Raw genomic sequence first — 23,493 nt, forward strand, 5'->3', positions numbered from 1 at the left:
GGACTTGAACGAAAGCTACCTCCGGACCTACACCCGCAACCAGTCCGAACTGATGGCGAAGTCCTTCGCCGACCAGCCTAACGTCATCGTCGACTGGGGCATGCGCTACGGCCAGCCGTCGATCGCCTCGCGCATGGACGCACTGCAGAAGGCCGGCTGTGAACGCATTCTCGTCTTCCCGCTCTATCCGCAATATGCCGCCGCCACCACCGCCACCGTTAATGACAAGGCCTTCGAGGCGCTTCTGAAGATGCGCTGGCAGCCGGCACTGCGCACCGTTCCGCCCTACCACGACGATCCCGTCTACATCGACGCTCTGGCAACCTCGATCGAGCGTCACCTAGCGACGCTAGACTGGGAGCCGGAGGTGGTTCTGACCTCCTTCCACGGCATTCCGAAGAGCTATTTCGATAAGGGCGATCCCTACTACTGCCAGTGCCAGAAGACCGCACGGCTTTTGCGCGAAAAGCTCGGCTGGTCGAAGGAGAAGCTGCAGGTCACCTTCCAGTCGCGCTTCGGGCCTGAGGAATGGCTGCAGCCCTATACCGACAAGACGGTCGAAAAACTTGCGCAGGACGGTGTCAAGCGCATTGCCGTCCTCAACCCGGGCTTCGTCTCCGACTGTCTGGAAACGTTGGAAGAGATCGCCGAGCAGGCGGCCGAAAGCTTCCATCACAATGGCGGCGAGAAGTTCACCCACATCCCCTGCCTGAACGACAGCGCCGAAGGCATGGCCGTGCTCGAACACGTCGTGCGCCGGGAGCTTGCCGGCTGGCTACAGGAAAACCGGGAAAATAGCTTGTAAGTCGCCCCAAATTTACTCGGATTTCCTTTCCTGGATGTCCAGGCATATTTCGCGATAGTCCTACACAAGGTCTTGCTCAGGAGATTGTTTGCTCAACAGTTCGTCGACTCTCATCGCTGCGAGCGCGTAGGTCTCGAAAAGAAGATCGAATTGCTCGAGCGCGTAGCTGTTTACGAGGCAACGCAAGGGCAACGCGAGCTCGCCCGAAAGCGAGAACACCAATGCCCTTCGCGCCAACGCCATCAATTGAGAAACCAGATTGCGAAATTCAGTACAGCCGCAAAGGAGACCCACGCTGCGAGCGGCAAGAGGCAAAGTGCCGCTTTCTTGTCGAGGCGCCAGGCCTGCGCGATCGTTGCGAGGATAAACCCGATTTGCACGATGATGTTCACCAGACCGGCGACCGGACTTTGCATGGCGAAGAACATCCAGGACCACAACGCATTGAGGGCGAGCTGAACGTAAAATAGCGCCAGTGCCGTCAGCCTGCCCGGCGTCCTGGCAGGGAGGATCAAGAGCCGCCAGGCAGCGTAAGCCATGAGGATGTAAAGCGTTGTCCAGACCGGAGCAAACACCCAGTTCGCAGGATTAAAACTCGGCTTCTCCAGCGCTGAATACCAGCGTTCGAGGTTTGGATAGGTCGCCAATTGTCCTAGTATGGATGTCGCGGCGACCGGTACAATCGCAAGTGCCAGCGCACGGACCCAATTCATTTTGTCATTGGAAGTTTGTTGCAACATTCTTCTACCCCTTAAGGCCGTGCCCTTCGTTGACCAGACCCGTCTCATTCGGTGAGGACTGCAGACCCGCGGGCGGCGCGAGTGGTTGCCGTCGAAGCGCCAGCCGACGCCTTATTTTCCCTTTTTACGTATGAACTTGCTGATTGGATCAGCGAATTGGAGATGGGATCTTGCGCGGCCCGGCGAGCACCAAATCCAGCTCTCACTCGTTCACTACGGCAGCGACCCTGCATTGAGTCGGTTCGCCGCAGCGTCGGTCATATCGGACGCGACGGTGATCCAGTTTGGTAAAGACGGCGTATTGATGGTGCTGGACAACGTCTGGCGAACATCGGTTGGGAACGCCCGCACGGTGCGGGCCAGCAAGGAGGAATGCACGAATGAAACGGTCCCTAAGACGTACCGCCGCGATCGCGTCTATTTTCGCTCTGGTAGCCTTCGCTGCTAATGCCGACAACCCCATGGTCGGTGGAGCGGCCATGTCCGAAAGTAAGAACATCGTCGAAAACGCTGCGAATTCGAAGGACCACACGACACTCGTTGCAGCAGTGAAAGCCGCCGGTCTCGTGGATACGCTGTCCGGTGATGGCCCGTTCACCGTGTTTGCGCCGACGAACGCAGCTTTCGATGCCTTGCCTGCCGGCACTGTCGACACACTCCTGAAACCCGAGAACAAAGAAAAGCTAGCCAAAGTGCTGACTTGTCATGTCGTTGCTGCCAATGCGCTTTCCGATGCGGTCGGCAAGATGATTGCCGATGACGGAGGGAACCATTCAGTCAAGACCGTGGGCGGCTGCACGCTTTCGGCAAAGATGGATGGCGACAAGATCACACTCACTGACGAAACGGGTGGCATTGCCACTGTAACGATCGCCGACGTCAAGCAGTCAAACGGTGTCATTCATGTGATCGACAAAGTGCTGCTTCCGAAAGCGTAGTAAAACATATCGTGGTTGACCACATGCGTTTGCCGCCGGCTAGGTCGGCGGCAAACTGGCAACATCGGTCCCTGCGCCGTTCACCGTCAAACGATGGCAATGCTTGAAAACCGGACGTTTTCGCCGTGGACTAAAGATCTAAGTGCTGTGCCCCCTAACAATGCTCACCACTCAACGGGCAAGCCATCATAGGCGAAGAAGCCTCCGGAGTTTTCCGGCGTCAACCGATCAATAACCCGGAGCATTGCACATGCGCTCTCACTGGGATCCAACCGGCGGTGGGGAGTGGAGTAGTCTGCCGTCATTTTTGTCGCGACCGTTCCTGGGTGGAGTGCGACGACCACCGCGCGCGGATGGGTGCGGCTCAGTTCTACGGAAGCTGTGCGGACGATCTGGTTGAGCGCAGCCTTCGACGCTCGGTAGGAAATCCAGCCCCCCAGGCGATTGTCTCCGATCGACCCGACCCGGGCAGACAGGAAGGCGACTATGCCGCGGTCGCTGCGGACGAGCTTCGGCGCGAAGTGTTTGAGAACGAGTGCCGGTCCAATCGCGTTCAGCGCGAATTGCCGCATCATCACATCTGGGTCGACTTGCTTGAGTGATTTTTCAGGACCCACGCCGTCGACAACAAGTCCGCCGGTCGCACAAAAAACAAGATGCAGCCCATCTACAGTCTCCGCTGCTACTGCTGCGACACTCTCTTCGTCCGTGATATCGAAGGAATTGTCCCTACGCGAGAGCGCTACAAGCTGCAGGCAATTGGGATCGGACCGGAGTTCGCCGGCGATTGCGGATCCGATGCCGCCGCTGGCTCCCAAAACAACGGCGCGGTATCCTTTAGCAAGTGACGTAAGCGGCATCTTTCAATCCTCCTCTAAACACCAAGACCCTCGTCCAGACGTTGCAGGAAAGCGCTGGCGCTTTGCCGTACTCATTTCTCCGGTCCTGCGTCATGCGCCGTCAGGTGGCGTAGGGGTGTTGAAGTCTTCGGTTTGCCGAAAGCTCTTGGTCGCCAAAAATAAAGATCAGTCTGCGACAGCATTTCATGGGGGAACACCGTTTGAAAACCCAAGAGCGTTTACGAGGGGAACGGCTCGTTGGATTATCGCATAGCGTGGCCGGGGAGGTTTTTCGGCGCAGCAGAGAGAGTTCGGCCCCTATAGAGGACTCACGCTTGGCAGCGCCAAAAGTTTCCTCAGGCGACGGATATGCCCTGTCCAGCGGACGCGACGGGAGAGAGGGCGTATTTGATAGGACAACGACGCGTGAGTGGATCCTCGGCAAGTTGACCTATGAGCGAGAGCACCGATGGTTACCCTTCGATCCTTCGTGGCCTTAAGGGATGGTGGGCTCGTCAATCGCCTTCGGTTAGGTATGACGAAATAGCCTTTGCAAGCTGCTCTGCTCGCCTGACATTGTCAGGATCCGCCAGCATGAAGTCGGACGCCAGGGCTTCGATGATTGCCATGGCCGGAACGTTTGTGGCCGAAAGAACCGGGTGTCTGGATGGCGCGAGAAGCAATCGGTCGGCGAATTGAGCCAGCGGAGCGGCTGGAGAATCCGTTATGGCGACAATTTTCGCCTTTTTGTCACGCGCAAATCTGACGATCTCGACAACATCCCTGGAATACCTGGGAAGAGATATTGCAACCAGTACGTCGCCTTCTCCAATCGACATCGCACGCGCGGCAGCCGACTCCGTTCCTCCGTATTGAGCAACATTCACAACTTCGTCTCGATAAGGTTGCAACGAAAGGACCAGCATTGCCGCGAGGTGCGCAGAAAGGCCAAAGCCTATCACGAATACCCTTCGAGCCGCTCTTATGTCACCGCAAGCAACGCGTATGTATTCGGCGGTCTGCGGGCTCTTGAGCGCGTCGATGTTGGAGCCCGTCACCTCGATGCTGAGTTCGACACCCTGGCTGCGTTTATCGAGGTCTCTTATCGAGGCATCGAGCTTGGCGACAGGCGCTATCAATTCGCTCACCATAGCGGCGATGGACGATCGAAACTCCGAAAAGCCCGCCAATCCGAGGTCTCGAACAAAACGGCTGACGCTTGAAGCCGAAGTTCCCGTTGCAGAAGCAAGTTCCTCGATGCCATGCGTTGCCACGAACATCGGGTCCCGGAGCACAAAACCGGACAGTGCCCGCTGCGAAGCCGATCCGTCCCGCAGCAGCCTGCTGAGTTCGAGACCTAAAGCAGAGGTGGCGAAGCGTCGATCGGCTTCTGCGTTCCAGGTGAGGGATGTCTGAAAATTTTCTTTCATTTGTTGACTCTATGAAAATATCCTGCCATTGAGAAGTCAGCTTAGCTGATTTTGGGAGGAAATCGCATGCGAATGAAATTTCTCGCGTCAATCGTTGCCACAACGATGCTCGCCGGTACTGCGTTTGCGGAGGATCTTCGCATAGGCGTGGAAGGAAACTATCCGCCCTTCTCAGTAGTTGCTCCCGATGGAACGCTTTCCGGCTTCGATATCGACATCGCAAATGCGATCTGTGCGAAGATGAAGAAGAACTGCGTGATGGTGCAGCAAGAATGGGACGGGATGATCCCGGCGCTTAATGCCAAGAAGTTCGATATCATCGTGGCTTCGATGACGATCAACGAAAAGCGCAAGAAGGTCGTCGACTTTTCCAACCCCTACTACGACGTCCCGTCGCGATGGGTGGCGCGCAAGGGTGACTACAAGAGCTGGTCGCCGGAAGAACTAAAGGGCAAGACGATCATCGTCCTGCGCAACTCTCCGCGGGCCGAGTATGTTGCGAAAAACTACCCTGACAGCACCGTTTTGGCGGTGGACAAGGAGCCGGCCGTCTACCTGGAACTGGCGTCGGGCCGCGGGGACATCGCCTTCGGATCGTCGGTCGTTTCGGCCGAATCTTTTCTGAAGAAGCCCGAAGGAAAGGACTTTGAGCAAGTCGGCGACACCCTCTTCTTGGGCGAGGACGCCGACGGCGGCGTCGGCATCGCCGTGCGTAAGTCAGATGGCGCTCTGCGCGAGGAAGTAAATGCCGCTCTGTCTTCCATCATGAGCGACGGTACTTACAACCAACTGTCGGGCAAATACTTCGACTTCGACGTCACGCCGCAATCGGCAAAGAAGTAGTTCTTTTCCCGCGATCGGCGCCTGGGCGGCGCCGGTCGCAAGGGGTGCTGTTCCATGTTCCAAGGTTATCTACCGATGATTCTGGGGGGGCTACGTGTGACCCTCAGCGTGGCGTCGGTCTCACTGGCGATCGCCTGTGTTATCGGCCTGATTGGCGCGTCTGCAAAGGTCTACGGCGGGAAAGCGGCAAGATTGTCGGCTGCCGCGTACACGACGACGGTGCGCGCTTTGCCGGATTTGCTTGTTATGCTCGTCGTCTTCTACGGCGGCCAGATCCTGCTCAATTCCATCTCCGAAACCTATGGGTGGGGTTATCTCGATGTCGATCCCTACATAGCCGGCGTTAGCACAATCGGCTTTGTATTCGGAGCTTACCTGACCGAGACGTTCAGGGGAGCGATCCTGAGCGTGCCGGCGGGGCAAATCGAGGCTGGCTTTGCATATGGTCTTTCCCGCTGGCAGGTGGCCTTCTACATTCTGCTGCCGCAGATGATACGGCATGCCGTGCCCGGCCTGACGAATACGTGGCTGGTCATGTTGAAAGCGACAGCGCTGGTTTCGATCATCGGGCTCGACGATATGGTCCACCGGGCCGGGCTTGCGTCTGCGGCGACGCGGGAGCCATTTACCTTCTACGCGCTTATCGGCCTCATCTATCTCGCGGTCACCACATTTTCGGTTCTCCTCTTCGGAGCGCTTGAGAAGCTTTCTTCACGCGGCGTCCGCAGCGGAGGTACTGCATGATCGACTGGGAAATCGTTGCCGATAACCTGCCGGCATTTGCGGGCGGTCTGGTAAACACTTTGATCCTGTTGGCAACCGTCGTCGTCAGCGGTTTTGCGGTCTCGGTGCCACTGGCGCTCGTGCGCTCAATGCGGTCGCCCTATTTTTCTCGCGCGGTATGGCTGTTCACCTACGTCATCCGCGGCACGCCGCTTCTTGTTCAGCTGTTTGTCATTTACTACGGAACTGCTCAGTTCGAGTTCGTGCGCAGCAGCGCGATATGGCCGCTATTCCGCTCTCCGTGGTTTTGCGCGTGGCTTGCGCTGACGATCAACACTGTCGCCTATACGACCGAGATATTCGCCGGCGCGATCCGAACCACGGCGCCAGGCGAAATCGAAGCGGCACGTTCGATCGGCCTGAGCCGCGCGGCGGTTCTCAGGTACGTGATCTGGCCATCGGCCTGGCGTCGCGCACTGCCGCAATACGGCAACGAGGTGGTAATGATGATGCATGCCACCGCCCTTGCGAGCACGGTGACGATTGTCGAGGTGATGCGGGTCGCGCGCGACGTCTACACCAATTATCTCGTGCTGGCGGAATCCTTCGGCGTCGCCGCCGCAATTTATCTGTGTCTGACCATCGGTCTCACCACTTTTTTCCGCTGGCTCGAGACGCACTTTTTGCGGCATCTCTCCCGCTCGGACGCTCCGAACGCCAGAGAGAAGCCAGCCGAGCATCTCAACCCGAAAGTTGCATGATGAAAGAGACAATCTTTGATATCGAAGGTCAGGGACCCGGCACGCGGCATAGCTTGAAATGTGTCGAATTCGGGCGGCACGCAGACACGCCACTCGTCTATATCCAAGGTGGTCTCCATGCCGACGAGGCTCCCGGCATCATTGTCGCGCATGCGCTTTGCGAGACGTTGGCGGAGCTTGAGGCGGCCGACGCGATCTTCGGCTGCGTTCGGGTCGTTCCGGTTGCCAATCCGGTCGGGCTGTCTCAGTTTTCCCTTGGTCAGCAGGAAGGCCGTTTCGATCTTTATGACGGACGGAACTTCAACCGGCATTATCCGGATTTCGGACCCAAGCTGTCCGCCCGGCTTTCCAACCGCTTGGGCACAGACGCCAGCGCTAACGCGGCCGTCATCCGCGCCGAGTTGATGGCCCTGGTTGAGGAATGGCACGTCGTCACCCCCTCGGACAACGTTCGAAAATGCCTCATGAAACTTGCGATTGATGCCGATTATGTGCTGGATCTCCATTGTGATGGAGAGGCTGAGGTTCATCTCTACACGCAACCGCATTTCGCACGGATATTCTCGTCGCTTGCGACGCGTCTTCACGCCCGAGCGGTGCTGCTTGCTGAGATCTCAGGACTCAATCCGTTCGACGAGGCCCTCGTGCGCCCATGGTTGGACCTGGCAAGATCGCTGCCCGACGCGAACATCCCGCTTGGCTGCGCTTCGACCACCGTTGAGTTGCGCGGTCGTAGCGATGTGGATCGGCGACGCGCCCGGAGCGACGCCGAGGCGATCGTCGAGTTCCTACGCGATCTAGGGGTCGTCAAGGGTTCGGCCGCGCAGGCGCCGGCCAAGCTGTGCGAGCCCACCCCGCTCGCAGGTTCAGAAGCTGTCATTTCACCGTCTGCGGGGGTCGTGAGCTACGCACTCGACCTTGGCCATCATGTAAGGGCTGGTGATGTGATAGCTGAGATCATCGACCCGCTTTCAGGAACGGTGACGGCCGTGAAGGCGCAGACATCAGGCGTGTTCTACGCACGCGCTGACAGCCGCATCGCCGAGCGCGGTAAACGCCTTGGCAAGATCGCCGGCAACGATGTGTTCCGCAACGGTCCACTTTTAAGCCCATGAGCGCCAAGGCGCGGAGACAGACTATGACAGCGATGCTCGAAGTGACCAACATCCGAAAGAGGTTCGGCTCCGTTGAGGTGCTAAAAGGCATCTCGCTCAGCGCGAGGCGCGGAGATGTGATTTCCATGATCGGCGCGTCCGGCTCGGGAAAAAGCACGTTCTTGCGATGCCTCAATTTCCTGGAGCACCCGTGTGAGGGCAGCTATCGGTTTCAGGGAGAAAAACTTGACCTGAGAAAGGCGTCGAGCGGAGACCTGACGGTACATGACCCCAACAAGCTCGCTTCGATGCGCTCGCGGTTATCAATGGTCTTTCAGCAATTTAACCTGTGGAGCCACATGACGGCGAGGGAGAACGTGATGCTGGGGCCGATGCGCGTACAGGGGATAAGTCGCGCTGAGGCAGCTGAACGAGCCGACGCATACTTGGCAAAGGTTGGCGTGTCGCACCGCCGCGATGCCTTTCCGGCATTTCTCTCGGGCGGAGAACAGCAGCGAGTTGCGATCGCCCGGGCGCTCGCGATGGAACCGGAGATCATGCTTTTCGACGAGCCGACCTCGGCGCTTGATCCGGAGCTTGTCGGCGAAGTGCTTCGGGTCATGCGGGGATTGGCCGAGGAGGGAAGGACCATGATCGTCGTCACCCACGAAATGGCATTTGCCCGCGACGTTGGCAATCATGTCATCTTTCTCAGCCAGGGTGTGATCGAGGAACAGGGCGATCCACGCGACGTTCTGAGCAATCCGAGTTCCGAACGTCTTCAAAGCTTTCTTTCTTCGCGGCACACGAATTGAGCGGCCCCTGGCCGCTTCAATCTCCGAGTTGGGGTCAAATCAGCTTTTGTACGGCCGAAACGGAAAAATACCCGGCGAGAGCGGACGCCGTGGTGATGAAGACACCCCACACCATGTCCACCAAGCTTACCTCCAACGACCACCCCTTGATCGTTGCCAGATTTGTCATGTCGTAGGTGCCGAAAGCGACAAGGCCGAGCAGAGCTCCCGATACCAGTGCTGTCGTCCAACGTCCGGAGCTGAGCGCAGGTATGACGGCAAAATATGAAACACCGGTTACATAAATGACGTAAAATGCAGCGGCGGCAATGAGATTTGGATGCTCGAGCAGAAGCTCTCCAATTCGGCTGCGATAGAATTTCGACGACCCGGTCAGCCACAAAAAGTCCAAGCCGAGAAAGACGATCGCTGTCGCCACGTAGGATATCGCGTAGGTCATCCGTCGCCTCCGATCAGATCCGAAGGACAGGTTGAAGCAAACGCATAAACCAGCTCCGGAACCTGAGCGGCGCGTCGGTTACCGCCAGACAGATACAATCTTGCTCAGGCGTTGCCAGGGGCTGGTGTTCAACGCTCGGGTCTGCCTCCTCTATATCTCCGCGGGCGAACAAGAGTTCTCCGTCATTGAAGCTTCCGCTGAGCACTAGCGTCAATTCGCGCCCTCCATGGCTGTGTTCCGGCACGGGTTTTCCGGCCGGTATGCGAAGCAGACGGGCCGTTGTCGACCGATCGGCCAGCTTGATCGGAATGTGATAGGCGCCACGTCCCAGAGACTTCCATTTCAGCTCCGCCAGATCTCCTCCAAGATAGGATCGCAACGGTTCCGGGATGGTTGGCGGCGAAACGACTTGCATTACTCTCGCAGGTTGCTTCGGCGAGACGCTTGGGTGAGATTCCGCGGTTCGTAGGCGCTCTTTCAACCGATCGAAAGACGAGATTTCTATTGGCACTGGCTCCATGCTCTCGAGCAACTCTCCGGCCGTATTCTCCATCAAAGTCAGTCTTGTCCGGCAGTTGGGGCACAACGCAAGATGCGTTGCAACAGCAAGCCGCCAACCCTCTTCAAGCGTGCCGGATGCATACCCCACCAGCAATTCGTCGCTCACATGATGACGGATATTCATTTTCCGTCCTCCAGCGCAGCCCGAAGCCTCGCAAAGGCAAGTCGGATTCTCGACTTCACCGTTCCGAGCGGCAGGTTCAGCTTGGTGGCAATCGCACTGTGAGAGCAATCGTCGAAGAACGACAGCGTCAGCAATTGGATCTGTTCCTGAGGCAAGTCCTTCATGGCGTCCTTTAACCGGGTCGCATCCTGGCGTTCCGCCAGCTCGTTCTCCGCGCTTTTGGCATCGTCTGCCACAAATGCGGGGTCATTGACGTCGAAATCCGGCCTCCGGTTCTTGCGGTAGGCGTCAATACGAAGGTTGCGGGCAATCGTGAAGATCCACGTACCTGCGTTACCGCGTGTCGCTTCGAACTGGCCTGCCTTGTTCCAAACGGTGATCATCACTTCCTGCATCAATTCCTCGGCGATGTTTGGATCACGCGTAAGGCGCGCCATATAGGCCTTTACGCGCGGAGCGTAATAGCGAAACAGCGCCTCGAAAGATTCAATATCTCGCTTGCGACCGACTGCCTCGAGCAGAGAGCAGGCTTCATCTTTAGTCAGTTCCCCGCCCGGCTCTACCATGCGTCCACGCTTCTTCTGCCTCCCAAGGTCGATCAGCGGCTCATGCCCAGATCGAACAAATGGGATATCTGGAACAGCGGTAGCGGAAATCGCAAGAATTGTCTCCATGGCACCGATTACGATGCCTTCTGCTTCTTGGATCATTGTTGTCCAAAATTTTTCAAGGTGATCAATCCGATCGGGAGATTTTTTCGTAGTGCGTTCGTAATTGTTCGTCAGATTGAGGGGATAACATGCGGTTTGATCGGGGTATGAGGGGTGAATTCGGGCAACGGCGTGTCGCTGTGATTGGCGCCGGTATCTCGGGATTGTCCGCGGCTTGGCTACTCGGTAAAAGCTTAGAGGTCGTTCTTTACGAAGCCGGCGACAAACCTGGCGGTCATGCCAACACCGTCCTCGCGCCGACGGCTGTTGGACCGGTTCCGGTCGACACCGGGTTCATCGTGTACAACGATCGCAACTATCCCAACCTTGTAGCGCTGTTTGACCACCTTGACGTCCCGACCCAAGCTTCCAATATGTCGTTCTCCGCTTCATTGGATGGCGGGGCATTCGAATACTCGGGCTCTGGATTGACAGGCTTGTTCGGTCAACCGTTAAACGCACTTCGTCCGCGCTTCTGGAGAATATTGTCAGACATTTTGCGCTTCTATCGAGAAGCTCCCAAAGCTCTTAATCGGCTAAATCTCGCTAGCAAGACGCTGGGGGAGTATCTCGACGAGAATGGCTACAGCAATGCCTTTGTTACCGATCATCTCCTTCCCATGGGCGCTGCGATCTGGTCCACAACGACCAAACGCATGCGTGATTATCCGCTGCATGCCTTCATTCGATTCTGCGACAGTCATGGTTTGCTTGCATTGACGGACAGACCTCGTTGGCGAACCGTAACCGGCGGAAGCCGAGAATATGTCAGCAGGCTGATGTCGGACTATTGCGGCGAGCTTCGGACAAGCAGGGCAGTCCGGGAAATCCGCCGCGAGGTGGGGACGGTGGTCGTAACAGATCGTGATGGCAATCGTGACACTTTCACGGATGTGGTCATCGCGACTCACGCCGATCTAGCGCTGGCGATGCTTGCCGAGCCTGACGCACGTGAAAGAGAGCTGTTGTCCGCGATCAGCTACACAAGCAATAAGGCGGTTCTGCACTCAGATACCTCATTGATGCCCAGGCGGCGAAACGTGTGGTCGAGCTGGAACTACATTGGCGCGTCGGATGATTGTGGTGAGCGCCAGCTTTGTGTGACCTACTGGATGAACCGATTGCAAGGGATCGATCCGGCGACGCCGCTTTTTGTGACGCTGAACCCGCATCAAAAGATAGCCAGTGAGCGGATGATCGCGACATTCGATTATGACCATCCTCTGTTTGATCAGCGAGCGTTGGTGTCTCAAAAGGAGCTTTGGGATCTCCAAGGACGCGGCGGTGTCTGGTTTTGCGGGGCCTACTTCGGCAGCGGATTTCACGAAGACGGACTGCAGTCCGGGCTTGCGGTTGCCGAGGCCATCTCCGGCGAGCGGCGTCCATGGACGGTCCGCGACGATTCTGGCAGGCTCCCCTGCGAGATCGGTTACGCGGCGGCTCAATGATGTCGAGGTCGGCTCTTTACAGCGGCCAGGTGTGCCACGTTCGGTTTAGACCCCGCCGGCATAGGCTTTCCTACAGGGTCTTTTCGCTGCTCCTCGATCTGGACGAGTTGGCTTCGCTGGACAGCAAGTTGCGCCTGTTCGGCCATAATCGCTTTGCTCTGTTCAGTTTTCGCGACAGCGATCACGGGAATGGTGAAGTAGGCGCGCTACGCAGTTGGGTCGAACGCCAGCTTTCCGAGGCCGGGGTGGACGTGAAGCAGCTGCGTATCCGTGTGCTATGTTATCCCCGCATACTCGGCTACGTTTTCAACCCTTTGACGGTCTTTTACTGTGAGGCAAGCGATGGCCAAGTCCGGGCCGTTCTCTATGAGGTCTGCAACACATTCCACGAACGCCATACCTATGTCATTCCGGTGAGCGACGACGAGGGCGGAGCGATCCGGCAGTCGTGCGTCAAAGAACTGTACGTTTCTCCGTTTGTACCCATGGATTGCCGCTATGAGTTCAACCTCAGGCCGCCGGGGGAAACCGTGTTCGTCGGCATAACCGAAAACGATTGTGACGGGCGACTTCTCACGGCTGTATTTTCCGGAGAAAGGGAAGAGATCTCGGATAAGAGGCTTTTTCTAACCTTCCTGAAACACCCCATGATGACAGTAAAAGTAATGGGTGCGATCCATTGGGAGGCGCTCAAGATCTGGCTAAAGGGCATGCCCGTGCATCGTCATCGACCGGCGGACCTGCGGGTTGCCACAACGATTGTCTCCCGTTTCGAACAGAAAGACACCTTGGCATGAGCGAGCTTGATCAGGGTGCGGCATTTTCAATATCGTCGGGCCGCCCGCTGTGGCAAAGAATAGTATGCGGTTGGCTTGCCCGTATCAAACGCGGGCAGTTGCGCGCGGAGTTCCCCTGTGGGGCAGTGCATTTGGTCAAAGGCGACGTCCCCGGTCCGACTGCAGCGATCGTCTTTACGAACTCAAGAGCGGTCTGGCGTATGCTCACAAGCGGCAGCCTCGGGTTTGCTCGATCCTATCTTGATGGCGACTGGGAGACGCCAGACCTGGGAACGCTTATGGATTTGGCGCTTGCCAACGAAGAGACCCTCAAGCCAGCGCTCGCCTCTCGCCCGCTAATAAGCCGCCTCGCTTACCTCCGGCATCTGTTCAGACGAAACTCCCGTGCCGGGAGCCGCCGAAATATCGCGTTCCATTACGACCTCGGGAACGATTTCTACCGCGCATGGCTCGATGAGACGATGACGTACTCTGCCGCCATCTTTGAGCGGCAAGGGCAGTCACTCGGTGAAGCCCAACAAGCCAAGTACGACAGGATCCTGAGTGAGCTGCGAATCGGTCCGCAAGATCATGTTCTTGAGATCGGTTGCGGCTGGGGCGGGTTTATGGAGTACGCGGCCTCGCGCACGGGGTGTCGCATTACCGGGCTGACTTTGTCGAAGGAGCAGGCCGACTTTGCGAGAGCTCGGCTGGCAAACAAGGGATTGTCTCCGTTGGCCCAGGTGCGGCTGCAAGACTATAGGGATTGTGAAAGACGTTTCACCAAGATCGTCTCAATAGAGATGTTCGAAGCCGTGGGAGAGGAGAATTGGCCGGTTTACTTTGAGAAGCTGCGGACGAACCTCGCTCCTGACGGACAAGCGCTGATCCAGGTCATCACGATCGACGAGAGGCGGTATGAGCGGTATCGGCAAAACGCCGATTTCATTCAAACCTATGTATTTCCCGGTGGCATGCTGCCTTCTGCGGCAGTCTTCAGGCAGGAGGCTGTCACTTCCGGCCTACTGGTGCGGGATGCATTTTCTTTCGGCCGTGACTACGAGAAAACCCTGCTCTTGTGGGAAGGTGCTTTCCTCAAAAGTTGGCACAAGATTGAATCCGCTGCATTCGACGAACGGTTCAAGCGCTTGTGGCGCTACTACCTTCACTACTGCGCCGCCGGCTTTCGCAACGGGACCATCGATGTCTACCAGTTCCGGCTCGAACCAACGTGACGGAGGTCAGGTCTGCTCCTCACGCAACATGCGGCGCGTCAAGGCAAACCTCAGGCTTGGAGGAAGCGCCTTCAATAGCTTCAAGACCACTTTCATCCTCCACGGGAATGCGATCTCGAACTTCCCCCGCTCAAGCCCGCGCATGATGTATTCCGCCGCACTTTCCGAAGAGATCAGGAAAGGCATTGGAAAGTCATTCTGACGCGTCAAAGGCGTATCGACAAATCCTGGATTGATAATTGTCATCTGAACGCCTTGCCGTTCAAGTTCGGGATAAAGGGCTTCGCACATGTTGATCAAGGCGGCTTTGGTCGCGCCGTAGCCCGCGGCACCAGGAAGACCGGTGTAGCCTGCCACAGATGCCATGACGGCAATCCGTCCCGACCGGCGCGTCGTCATCGCTGGCATGATCGCCTGCAAACAGTTCACGGTTCCCATGATGTTGAGCCCGACCATCTCTCCGATCGCCGCGGCGTCGAAGGTCGACAGGCTATCGCGCCGGTACGTTCCTGCGCCGAAGACCGCAAGGGAAATCGGACCCAGGCGCATTTCAATGTCGCGTACGGTGTTTTCTGCCGCTTCGCGGTCGGTCACATCGAGGGGAAAGGAATGGATCTTGTTCTCCAGTGATCGTGCGAGAGTATCGAGCTCCACCGAGTTGCGCGCGCTTACGGCGACGGTCCAGCCGTCAAGTGCCAAACGGAGTGCAAGCGATTTCCCGATGCCGGAGCTTGCGCCGGTAACCCACGCCACCTTTCGACGATCCGTCTCTTGGAAGGCGTGATTGTTGATTAAATCGCGACCGATAGTCATGGAAACCTACCTCAGTGGGCGATGGGGAAAACGTGTCATCAACCTGACAGCCGTAGACGAGCGCAATACCGTCAAGTCCGGCCAATAAGCTCTCGTTGGGCCACACGATCAATCGGAAAGCCCCACATGAGCCCGATTGCTGCGAGCTTCGGGACGATTGGTGCCCAGGCGTAAAGCAACGAAAGACCATTGAGAGCGTCGGGCGACGAACGATCTTGAGCCGGGTCGAAGCCAATCAGACTGAGCATGGGAAACGTCACCCCGACTGCTGTCGCCAGAGAGAGCTTCGTGGCAAGTGCCCACGCCGCGAAATACATGCCGGAACGCTGAGAGCCTGAGACTGCTGTGTCGTTGTCGATTACGTCTGCCTGCATGGATGGAGGCAAAACAAGGTCGAAGGCGAGCAGAAGACCGGTGCACACGCATATCGCACCAAAGGCGACCAGGTCTCCGTCGCCGAGAAATCCTGATACCGCAAAGATCGAGCACGTCACCAGCATAGCGCCGCTCCAGGCCTTGTGCTTGCTCCAGCGCCTTGCGGCCTTTACTGCGAGCGGTACGCCAAGAACTGCGCATGCGAAATAGAGTAGGAGAAACGGGCCGCGCCATTCCGCAGCTCCCAGACGCCCTGAGACAAAGTAAAGAAACAAAGTAGCTGGGATTGCGTTTGCAAATCCATTCAAAAGAAAAGCGGCGATAAGACGCAGGAACGGCCGGTTCTTCGACATGAAAACCAGGCTTTGCATCAGGCCAAACTCCCGCGTCGACCGATTGACGGGTTCGGGGACGAAAACGAAAGCCATAAGCCCTGTGAGCGGAAGCAAGACCGCGACAAGAACGGCTACCGCCTTTAGCCCATCGGCGCTATTTGCCCCAGCCGTCCCAACAGCGAAGGGGAGGCTGATGGCCGATAAAGTCCCGATAAGCGTCGCGCCTTCGCGGAAAGCTGCAACGCGTGTTCGCTCGGCATAGTCGGTTGAAAGTTCTGCCCCCCAGGCGGTGTAGGGCAGAGAGGACCAGGTAAAGCCAAGCGACAAAAGGCCACCCCATATAAGCAGATAACCGAGCCCGATTGTTTGAGGCGGCCAAAAAAGCATGAACGCGGCGACCGCGGTTAGCGGAATTGACGCAAGAAAAAAGCCACGCCGGCGACCGCCAACGCCATTCCACCGGTCGGCAAGCCAGCCGAATATCGGATCACTCGCTGCATCAAGAAGACGAATGGCAAAAAGTGCACCGCCGACGGCCGCGACCGGTAGTCCCATGACTTCGGAGTAAAACGTCGGAACGATGACGAAAAGCGGCAGCGCAAGCGCCGCCAATGGGAACGCGGGAAGCGCATAGAGGATGAGTGTCGAAGGGTGTGACCTGGATGCTCGTCTGCTAAACACTTTCCACATCAGTCACTGTCTCCTGAATTCGACACGCGTCCAGGCAACCGGCAATCCGAATTTCGTCACATAGGCGGTATTGAGGACACGACCGTCATTGTTCAATGTCATGGTGTCGTGAAAGCGAACTTTGTTCTTGCTGTTTTTTGAGTCGAGGAAGACCAGATAGCTGAAGCGCGCGACATTATCTTTAATCCGCACCTGCGTCTCTCCAATCACGTCCTCGCGCGTACCCCTGTATCTGCCGGGTCCATCCTTTATGAACCGCCACGTCTTGCGATCTCGACTGCCGTCATCGAACCTGAAATCTTCCCTGAGCGTCAGGGTGCGGCCGTCCCATTTTCCGACCAACTGGACTTCGAATGTCCTTTTAACCCCGGTGATGCTTTGAAAGCTTCCCTCGGCGCTCGACCTGCCTGTAAAGAAGCTTTCAAGCGAAAAGGACCCGGCGGCCGCTGGCGCAACCAATGCAAGGTTCATGGCGAGGACCGTAAGAAAAACGCTGAAGATGCGCATGCATTTCCTCCGTCAAATCGATTGCGCGGCATAAGCTTCAATTCGCGGCCTCCTTTCGCTGCCACATCAAAGCTCGGGACCTATTCGGGCGATACCGGTCTTTCCGTCGTTACGGATCCACTTCAGCTTTTTCTCTTCGACCCGGTAGAGCTCAAAACACATCGGGCGACCGTCGTACCAGGTGCGAAACTGCTGGCAGAGACGGTCAGACTGTATCCACCAAGTGCCGGTGTCTTTGGGTTTGACGAACCGGCCGAGGCCCAAAGCTTCGCCGTCACCGTCGACACTGCCACTTCTTCGATAGTTTAGCGGGAATTCCCCACCCAATGGAGCTTCAAGGAAGATGCGCCTGCCGACGATCTCTCCCTTGATCTCGTTTGCTCTGTATTGCTCCGCAGCGGCCTCTGACGGTACGGCTGCGCACACAGCTGCGATCGCTATTGCGGTTCGGAACATGGCTCGTTCGTTCGCTCCCGTTGTTTTTCGTCAGCCTGGATTACGAGAAGTGGGCGCGGTTGGATCAGTCCGGATGAGACTTGTCGTGATTTCGATAAGCGCCACGATCCGCGCCTCATTCGTATTCGTATAAAAAACTGAAGCTACCGCAGATGCTCCATCGCGTGCCGGAGGCAGTCAGTTGACCCATTACAGCTGGAAGAAAAATACGCCGGTATATTGCCGCCGGAGATTGGAAAAGCTGAAGCAGCTGAAGGATGAGAATGCGCGGCTGGACCCTCGCAGTGGCGATCTGCGACGCAAAATAGCGCTCTGGCTTCGTTGCGCAAAAAAATTAGTCGCGCGCGATCTATTAGCGCGGTTGACATGTTTCTTTTGAGGCAATATAGATTGTGCACAAACTAATCGGGCGCGATAAAAACTCCCTCGTAGCCTGTATTGGACCGAAGCCACGAAGGATATCGTCATGTTTAAACTCGCTGCGACCGTTGCCTTAATCGCCGCTCTCCTGTCCGGCGGGGCTGTTGCCCAGCCCGCAAAGCCCACAGTCGTTCTCGTTCATGGCGCTTTCGCCGATGCGTCGAGCTGGAATGGTGTGACGAAGATCCTTCAGAAAAACGGGTTCACGGTCGTTGCCGCTGCCAATCCACTGCGCAGTGTCGCAGGCGATGCGGCCTATGTTTCAGACATCATCTCGAGCATCAAAGGATCCGTCGTCCTCGTTGGGCATTCCTACGGAGGCCAGGTGATCTCGACCGCGGCAAACGGCAAGGACAACGTAAAGTCGCTGGTCTACGTTGCTGCATTCGCTCCTGAAGCCGGAGAAGCAGCTGCCGATCTCGCCGGTAAGTTCCCCGGGGGCACGCTTGGCCAAGCACTCGCCGCCCCGGTAAAGCTGATAGGCGGCGGCGTCGATCTTTCCATCGACCAGGCGAAGTTTCACGACCAGTTCGCCCACGATGTTTCAATCGAGGATGCGGCATTAATGGCCGCCGGCCAGCGCCCGATCACCGAAGCTGCCTTGACGGAAAAGTCAGGTTCGCCCGCCTGGAAGACGCTGCCCTCCTATTTCATCTATGGGGACGGCGACAAGAACATCCCAGCGAAGGCACTCGGCTTCATGGCCGAACGGGCGGCCTCCAAGCACACTGTCGTAATCGAGGGTGCATCCCACGTTGTGATGGTGTCGCAGCCCCAAGCCGTCGCAGACGTGATCGAAGAGGCTGCGAAGTAGTCTCTGAAAACTCCAGTGACCAAAGCCGTCACCCGAGAGGGTGGCGGCTTTGCCGTGACGGGGCGGTTCAGCCATTGCGGCGGCGCCGACGGGCCGAGGCGTGTGCTAGCGCTTCAGTGACAGCATCGGCGAGGCGCTGCTGTTCGACGCCATCCTGCGGGCGAAGCGCCGGTGCTGACGCGCGCGAACACTGCGTCAGAATGACTGAACGCCAGGCGCTAACAGCCGCATCGGGTTGTAGCTCCGGATCCATTTCGCTCGTCAATCAAGCATGATCATGTGAGCCGGCAACTGTTCTTCGAAGAATTTCGAGAAGGTCGCTATGCGGGGCGGCAGCGCTTGATAAGGCGGATAGTATAGGGTCAGCCAAAGTTCCGGGGGCGACCAGCCTTGAAGGACATGGACGAGGCGACCGCTGCGGACTCGCTCCGCGATATGAAATCCCGGAAGCATGGCAACGCCCGCTCCATCGGCGGCCATGTCGGCAAGCACCTCGCCGCTGTTGGCGCTGAACGCCCTCCCGGCCGTGATGGTCGTGCTCGATCCGCCATCAGAAAGGTGCCAGGTCTCCCGCCTGCTTTCGCCGCTGTATGCAAGGCAGTCGTCCGGCGTCAACTCACTCGGGTGGTCCATCTCGGTGAACCGGGTGCCCGGCGCCGCCACCAAAATTCTCGGCACGGCCCGGATCTTGCGCCATATCGTAAACTTGTCCGATGGCTGGGATGAGATGCGGATCGCGAGATCGTAGTCATCATCGACGATGTTAACCAAGCCGTCCGAGAGCGAGATTTCAAACGACATTTTTGGATAGAGTTCTCGAAAGCCGGACAGGATCGACGGTAGAACGGTTTTACCGAGCCAAGTCGGAGCGCTTATTCGCAAGCGACCCTGGTCCGCCTTATGAGCGTTTCTTACGTCGCGTCTGGCGCTTTCCAGCGCCTCTAGGGACGGCTGGATTTGCGCGGCAAAGAGGGCGCCGTCCGTCGTCAGCGAAACCTGGCGCGTTGTCCGCACAAACAGCTGCACGCCGAGATCGTCTTCGAGCGCGGCGATCGCCCGCGTAACTGCGGCCGGCGTCATATCAAGCTCGCGTGCAACCTGCGCGAAGTTGCGCTTCTCAGCCGCCATAAGGAAGGTCTTCAGGGCTTTGTAGTCGTTCATCGCATTGTTTCAATTTTTGCAATTCATTCGAGATAAATATTGCAATTCTTTGCGCCAATCAACCCGGCTATAACCTTGTCTATCGACGGACAACGTCAACGGAAAGGGCACTGGCCATGATCAAGGATATCAAGGGACTGCATCACGTCACTTCGATGGCGTCGGACGCGCAAAAGAACAACAGGTTTTTCACCAACACGCTCGGCCTGCGCCGGGTGAAGAAGACGGTCAACTTCGACGAGCCCAGTGTCTACCACCTCTATTACGGTGATGAGTTGGGCACGCCCGGAACGGTCATGACCTACTTTCCCTTTCCCCATATAATGACCGGACGGCCCGGTGTCGGCGAAGTCGGCGAAACCCAGTTCTCTATCCCGAAAGGAACGCTTAGTTTCTGGAAGGAGCGCCTGGTTGCTCAAGGTGTCGGTGGCATGCAGGCTGAAACGGTCTTCGGCGCAGAGCGCTTGCGCTTCACAGGCCCTGATGGCGATGGCCTCGCTTTGGTCGAAACGGCTATCGACGGGCGGGCGCCATGGCTTGGCGAGGGTATCTCGGAGGACAACGCCATTCGCGGCTTTACCGGCGCCCGTTTCAATCTGCACGACACTGCTGCGACCGAGGAATTGCTGCGCTTTATGGGCTATGAGATTGCCGGAGTGGAAGGAGACGTCACGCGATTGATCCTTCCTGGTGGCAACGGTGCAGACACCATTGAACTGGCGGCCTTGCCGAAGACGCCATTCGCCCGTCAGGGGGCGGGTTCGGTCCACCATATCGCTTTTGCGGTCGAAAATCGGGAAAAGCAACTCGAAGTGCGCAAGGCCCTGATGGATACCGGCTACCAGGTAACCCCCGTCATCGACCGGGACTATTTCTGGGCGATCTATTTCCGGACACCCGGTGGTATCTTGTTCGAGATTGCAACCAACGAGCCCGGCTTCGACCGTGACGAGGACACCGCCCATCTCGGCGAGGCGTTGAAGCTTCCGAACCGTTACGAGCCTTTCCGCAACAAGATCGAGGCCGGTCTGGTTCCGCTTGCCGCTTAGAACCCGTCGAATCTGATACGCACGACTTAACCAATCGACAACCTTGAGCCGGCTACTCGCGCCAGCCGGCTCGTCTCCGAAACCCTTCTCATTTCAACCGTCGCACGCCGGCGACACCAAACGGAGTATTCCAGATGTCCAAGCTCGAAGTTCTGACCCCGCAAAACAGCCAGCTTATCTTTATCGACCAGCAGCCGCAGATGGCTTTCGGCGTGCAGTCGATCGATCGCCAGGCTCTGAAGAACAACGTCGTCGGCCTCGGAAAGGCTGCCAAGATCTTCAACATCCCGACGACGATCACCACTGTCGAAACCGAGTCCTTCTCCGGCCACACCTATCCTGAACTGCTCGCCGTGTTCCCGGAAAACGACATCCTTGAGCGCACTTCGATGAACTCCTGGGATGACCAGAACGTCCGTGATGCCCTGGCGAAGAACGCCGCCAACGGTCGCAAGAAGATCATCGTCTCGGGGCTCTGGACCGAAGTCTGCAACACCACCTTCGCGCTTTCAGCCCTCCATGATGTGCCGGACTACGAAATCTACATGGTCGCCGACGCGTCGGGCGGCACCTCGGCCGACGCCCACAAATATGCGATGGACCGCATGGTCCAGGTTGGCGTCATTCCGGTCACCTGGCAGCAGGTCCTGCTCGAATGGCAGCGCGATTGGGCTCGCAAGGAAACCTACGATGCCGTCACTTCGCTGGTGAAGGAGCACTCCGGTGCCTATGGCATGGGCATCGACTATGCCTACACCATGGTCCACAAGGCCGGCGAACGCGTCACCCACGGAAAGCGGATCGGCCCGAACCCGGTCAAGTGATGCAGTAGGCAGCCGCTCTGACCGGGTCGAACCGGTAAGGGCGGCAGCCTCAACAGGTGAGGATCACCCGCATGAAACTTTACCTCATGTCACTCGGCGCCGGACTTCTGGTCGGAATCGTCTACAGCCTCCTCAATGTCCGTTCGCCAGCGCCCCCGGTCATTGCCCTTGTCGGCCTTCTTGGGATTCTGCTCGGCGAACAGATCGTCCCCTTTGCCAAGACCCTGTGGAGCAACGAGACGGCGGCAATCTCGTGGATCAACCAGGTCAAGCCGCACATGTTCGGCCACCTCCCGGGCGGACAGACAGCGGCTCGCAAAGTTAACGATCGCGAGAGTGTCTGATCATGCCGACAAGACGCTCGTTCCTCGGTGCCGCCTCGTCGCTGGCGCTGCCCGCTCTCTTCCCGTCGGCCCGCACCGCCGGCGCCCAACAGACCGGAGATACTTCGATGACGCCCGACCTGATCCTTCACACCGGCCTCGTGACGACGCTCGACCGCGCCAATCCGACTGCCACTGCCGTTGCCGTCAAGGATGGCCTGATCCTCGCTGTCGGTGACGACAGGACGATCATGGCGCTGGCAGGCTCAGGCACAAAGACCATCGACCTCAAGGGCAAGCGCGTCCTGCCGGGCCTGAACGACAATCATACCCACGTCGTGCGTGGCGGCCTCAACTTCAACATGGAGCTGCGCTGGGACGGCGTGCGCTCGCTTGCCGATGCGATGGACATGCTGAAGCGGCAGGTGGCGATCACGCCGGCGCCGCAATGGGTGCGGGTCGTCGGCGGCTTCACCGAGCAACAGTTCGCCGAAAAGCGGTTGCCGACGATCGATGAGATCAACGCGGTCGCGCCCGATACGCCGGTGTTCCTGCTGCATCTCTATGACCGGGCGCTGCTCAATGCCGCGGCGCTCCGCGCCGTCGGCTACACCAGGGACACGCCGAACCCGCCGGGCGGCGAGATCACTCGCGATGCCAGCGGCAACCCGACGGGGCTGCTCTTGGCCAAGCCCAATGCCGGCATCCTCTATTCGACGCTCGCCAAGGGGCCGAAGCTGCCCTTCGATTACCAGGTCAACTCGACCCGTCATTTCATGCGCGAGCTCAACCGGCTCGGCGTCACCAGCGTCATCGACGCCGGCGGCGGCTTCCAGAACTACCCGGATGACTATGCCGTCATCCAGAAGCTCTCGGACGAGGGCCAGATGACGGTCCGCCTTGCCTACAACCTCTTCACCCAGAAGCCGAAGCAGGAGAAGGACGACTTCCTGAAATGGACGTCGTCGGTCAAGTACAAGCAGGGTAACGACTATTTCCGCCACAACGGTGCCGGCGAGATGCTGGTGTTTTCCGCCGCCGACTTCGAGGACTTCCGCGAGCCGCGCCCGGACATGCCGCCGGAGATGGAGGGCGAACTCGAAGAGGTCGTGCGCATTCTTGCGGAGAACCGCTGGCCCTGGCGACTGCATGCCACCTATGACGAGACGATCACCCGTGCGCTCGACGTCTTCGAGAAGGTCAACCAGGATATCCCGCTTGAGGGCATCAACTGGTTCTTCGACCATGCGGAGACGATCTCTGACCGCTCGATCGACCGGATCGCCGCCCTTGGCGGCGGCATCGCCGTGCAGCACCGCATGGCCTATCAGGGCGAGTACTTCGTCGAGCGCTACGGCCATGGTGTCGCTGAAGCGACGCCGCCGGTGGCCAAGATGCTGGCAAAGGGCGTCAACGTCTCCGCCGGCACCGATGCGACCCGCGTC

General features: G+C 58.0%; 26 protein-coding genes. 15 read left to right on the forward strand and 11 right to left on the reverse strand.

Annotation, left to right across the window (positions count from 1 at the left end):
* Positions 1-805 (forward strand): ferrochelatase (gene hemH, locus BLU15_RS37290; RefSeq protein WP_090302306.1); only part of this gene is annotated, 805 nt, incomplete at its 5' end.
* A gap of 242 nt (positions 806-1,047) precedes the next feature.
* Here hemH and BLU15_RS37300 read toward each other — a convergent pair.
* Positions 1,048-1,545, reverse strand: coding sequence for a TspO/MBR family protein (locus BLU15_RS37300; protein WP_089046281.1), 498 nt, complete (start codon positions 1,543-1,545; stop codon positions 1,048-1,050).
* Between the two features lie 380 nt (positions 1,546-1,925).
* Between BLU15_RS37300 and BLU15_RS37305 the strand changes: the two genes are divergently transcribed.
* Positions 1,926-2,483 (forward strand): fasciclin domain-containing protein, encoded by a 558-nt coding sequence (locus tag BLU15_RS37305; protein WP_034802194.1) that lies wholly within the window; start codon positions 1,926-1,928, stop codon positions 2,481-2,483.
* Between the two features lie 164 nt (positions 2,484-2,647).
* Here BLU15_RS37305 and BLU15_RS37310 read toward each other — a convergent pair whose 3' ends face one another.
* Both BLU15_RS37310 and BLU15_RS37315 read right to left on the reverse strand, forming a co-directional pair.
* The gene (locus BLU15_RS37310) at positions 2,648-3,343 is read right to left on the reverse strand and encodes an SDR family oxidoreductase (RefSeq protein ID WP_089046280.1); all 696 of its coding nucleotides are present in this window, start codon (positions 3,341-3,343) and stop codon (positions 2,648-2,650) included.
* Positions 3,344-3,837: 494 nt separating this feature from the next.
* Positions 3,838-4,752, reverse strand: a complete 915-nt coding sequence (locus BLU15_RS37315; RefSeq protein ID WP_034802198.1) for a MurR/RpiR family transcriptional regulator — start codon at positions 4,750-4,752, stop codon at positions 3,838-3,840.
* A 66-nt stretch (positions 4,753-4,818) separates the two neighbouring features.
* Here BLU15_RS37315 and BLU15_RS37320 point away from each other — a divergent pair, with 66 nt between their 5' ends.
* From BLU15_RS37320 to BLU15_RS37340, 5 genes are read left to right on the forward strand one after another with little or no spacing between them, the layout of a single operon-like run.
* A complete protein-coding gene (locus BLU15_RS37320) occupies positions 4,819-5,595 on the forward strand; it encodes a transporter substrate-binding domain-containing protein (protein WP_034802200.1) in 777 nt (258 codons plus the stop codon).
* A 54-nt stretch (positions 5,596-5,649) separates the two neighbouring features.
* Positions 5,650-6,339, forward strand: a complete 690-nt coding sequence (locus BLU15_RS37325) for an ABC transporter permease (protein WP_089046278.1) — start codon at positions 5,650-5,652, stop codon at positions 6,337-6,339.
* A complete protein-coding gene (locus BLU15_RS37330) occupies positions 6,336-7,079 on the forward strand; it encodes an ABC transporter permease (RefSeq protein WP_090302310.1) in 744 nt (247 codons plus the stop codon). Before BLU15_RS37325 ends, BLU15_RS37330 begins: the two co-directional genes overlap by 4 nt.
* Positions 7,076-8,194 (forward strand): succinylglutamate desuccinylase/aspartoacylase family protein, encoded by a 1,119-nt coding sequence (locus tag BLU15_RS37335; protein WP_090302312.1) that lies wholly within the window; start codon positions 7,076-7,078, stop codon positions 8,192-8,194. The genes BLU15_RS37330 and BLU15_RS37335 overlap by 4 nt, the downstream gene beginning before the upstream one ends.
* A gap of 23 nt (positions 8,195-8,217) precedes the next feature.
* Positions 8,218-8,988 carry an ABC transporter ATP-binding protein gene (locus BLU15_RS37340; protein ID WP_090302314.1) on the forward strand — a complete coding sequence of 257 codons (771 nt, stop codon included), beginning with the start codon at positions 8,218-8,220 and terminating at the stop codon, positions 8,986-8,988.
* A 34-nt stretch (positions 8,989-9,022) separates the two neighbouring features.
* Here the strand turns inward: BLU15_RS37340 and BLU15_RS37345 are convergent, their stop codons facing one another.
* Genes BLU15_RS37345 through BLU15_RS37355 form a run of 3 tightly spaced genes read right to left on the reverse strand, consistent with a single transcriptional unit; the run spans position 9,023 to position 10,822 of the window.
* Positions 9,023-9,427, reverse strand: coding sequence for a DUF2177 family protein (locus BLU15_RS37345; RefSeq protein WP_034802206.1), 405 nt, complete (start codon positions 9,425-9,427; stop codon positions 9,023-9,025).
* 13 nt (positions 9,428-9,440) lie between these two features.
* Entirely contained in the window at positions 9,441-10,112 is a 672-nt protein-coding gene (locus tag BLU15_RS37350) for a ChrR family anti-sigma-E factor (protein WP_034802209.1), read from the reverse strand.
* A complete protein-coding gene (locus BLU15_RS37355; RefSeq protein WP_309139286.1) occupies positions 10,109-10,822 on the reverse strand; it encodes a sigma-70 family RNA polymerase sigma factor in 714 nt (237 codons plus the stop codon). Before BLU15_RS37355 ends, BLU15_RS37350 begins: the two co-directional genes overlap by 4 nt.
* Positions 10,823-10,911: 89 nt before the next feature.
* On the opposite strand from BLU15_RS37355, the gene BLU15_RS37360 reads away from it, so the two are divergent.
* The 3 genes from BLU15_RS37360 to BLU15_RS37370 are packed head-to-tail and all read left to right on the forward strand — an operon-like array spanning position 10,912 to position 14,281.
* Positions 10,912-12,270, forward strand: coding sequence for an NAD(P)/FAD-dependent oxidoreductase (locus tag BLU15_RS37360; protein ID WP_090302316.1), 1,359 nt, complete (start codon positions 10,912-10,914; stop codon positions 12,268-12,270).
* Entirely contained in the window at positions 12,270-13,067 is a 798-nt protein-coding gene (locus tag BLU15_RS37365) for a DUF1365 domain-containing protein (protein WP_320410657.1), read from the forward strand. Before BLU15_RS37360 ends, BLU15_RS37365 begins: the two co-directional genes overlap by 1 nt.
* Positions 13,064-14,281 (forward strand): SAM-dependent methyltransferase, encoded by a 1,218-nt coding sequence (locus BLU15_RS37370; protein WP_090302317.1) that lies wholly within the window; start codon positions 13,064-13,066, stop codon positions 14,279-14,281. Before BLU15_RS37365 ends, BLU15_RS37370 begins: the two co-directional genes overlap by 4 nt.
* A 6-nt stretch (positions 14,282-14,287) precedes the next feature.
* Here BLU15_RS37370 and BLU15_RS37375 read toward each other — a convergent pair whose 3' ends face one another.
* The 4 genes from BLU15_RS37375 to BLU15_RS37390 form a co-directional block, all read right to left on the reverse strand.
* Positions 14,288-15,094 (reverse strand): SDR family NAD(P)-dependent oxidoreductase, encoded by an 807-nt coding sequence (locus BLU15_RS37375; protein WP_089046270.1) that lies wholly within the window; start codon positions 15,092-15,094, stop codon positions 14,288-14,290.
* 71 nt (positions 15,095-15,165) lie between these two features.
* Positions 15,166-16,494 (reverse strand): MFS transporter, encoded by a 1,329-nt coding sequence (locus BLU15_RS37380; protein ID WP_090302319.1) that lies wholly within the window; start codon positions 16,492-16,494, stop codon positions 15,166-15,168.
* 3 nt (positions 16,495-16,497) lie between these two features.
* Entirely contained in the window at positions 16,498-17,001 is a 504-nt protein-coding gene (locus BLU15_RS37385; RefSeq protein ID WP_090302321.1) for a DUF3833 family protein, read from the reverse strand.
* A gap of 66 nt (positions 17,002-17,067) precedes the next feature.
* On the reverse strand, positions 17,068-17,457 hold the full coding sequence (locus tag BLU15_RS37390) for a hypothetical protein (protein ID WP_060520946.1): 390 nt from the start codon (positions 17,455-17,457) through the stop codon (positions 17,068-17,070).
* A gap of 466 nt (positions 17,458-17,923) precedes the next feature.
* Here BLU15_RS37390 and BLU15_RS37395 point away from each other — a divergent pair, with 466 nt between their 5' ends.
* Positions 17,924-18,691, forward strand: a complete 768-nt coding sequence (locus BLU15_RS37395) for an alpha/beta fold hydrolase (protein WP_034802225.1) — start codon at positions 17,924-17,926, stop codon at positions 18,689-18,691.
* A 261-nt stretch (positions 18,692-18,952) separates the two neighbouring features.
* On the opposite strand, the gene BLU15_RS37400 is transcribed toward BLU15_RS37395, so the two are convergent.
* Positions 18,953-19,852, reverse strand: a complete 900-nt coding sequence (locus tag BLU15_RS37400) for a LysR family transcriptional regulator (protein ID WP_090302322.1) — start codon at positions 19,850-19,852, stop codon at positions 18,953-18,955.
* Between the two features lie 116 nt (positions 19,853-19,968).
* Here BLU15_RS37400 and BLU15_RS37405 point away from each other — a divergent pair, with 116 nt between their 5' ends.
* The 4 genes from BLU15_RS37405 to BLU15_RS37420 all read left to right on the forward strand — a co-directional run.
* Positions 19,969-20,901, forward strand: coding sequence for a VOC family protein (locus BLU15_RS37405; protein ID WP_034802231.1), 933 nt, complete (start codon positions 19,969-19,971; stop codon positions 20,899-20,901).
* A gap of 134 nt (positions 20,902-21,035) precedes the next feature.
* The gene (locus tag BLU15_RS37410) at positions 21,036-21,725 is read left to right on the forward strand and encodes a hydrolase (RefSeq protein WP_034802234.1); all 690 of its coding nucleotides are present in this window, start codon (positions 21,036-21,038) and stop codon (positions 21,723-21,725) included.
* 71 nt (positions 21,726-21,796) lie between these two features.
* Entirely contained in the window at positions 21,797-22,069 is a 273-nt protein-coding gene (locus BLU15_RS37415) for a XapX domain-containing protein (protein ID WP_060520944.1), read from the forward strand.
* Between the two features lie 2 nt (positions 22,070-22,071).
* Positions 22,072-23,493, forward strand: a 1,422-nt coding sequence (locus tag BLU15_RS37420; RefSeq protein WP_090302324.1) for an amidohydrolase, incomplete at its 3' end; no start/stop codon positions are given.

It is taken from the genome of Ensifer sp. YR511, from assembly GCF_900103045.1.
GTDB lineage: Bacteria > Pseudomonadota > Alphaproteobacteria > Rhizobiales > Rhizobiaceae > Ensifer > Ensifer adhaerens.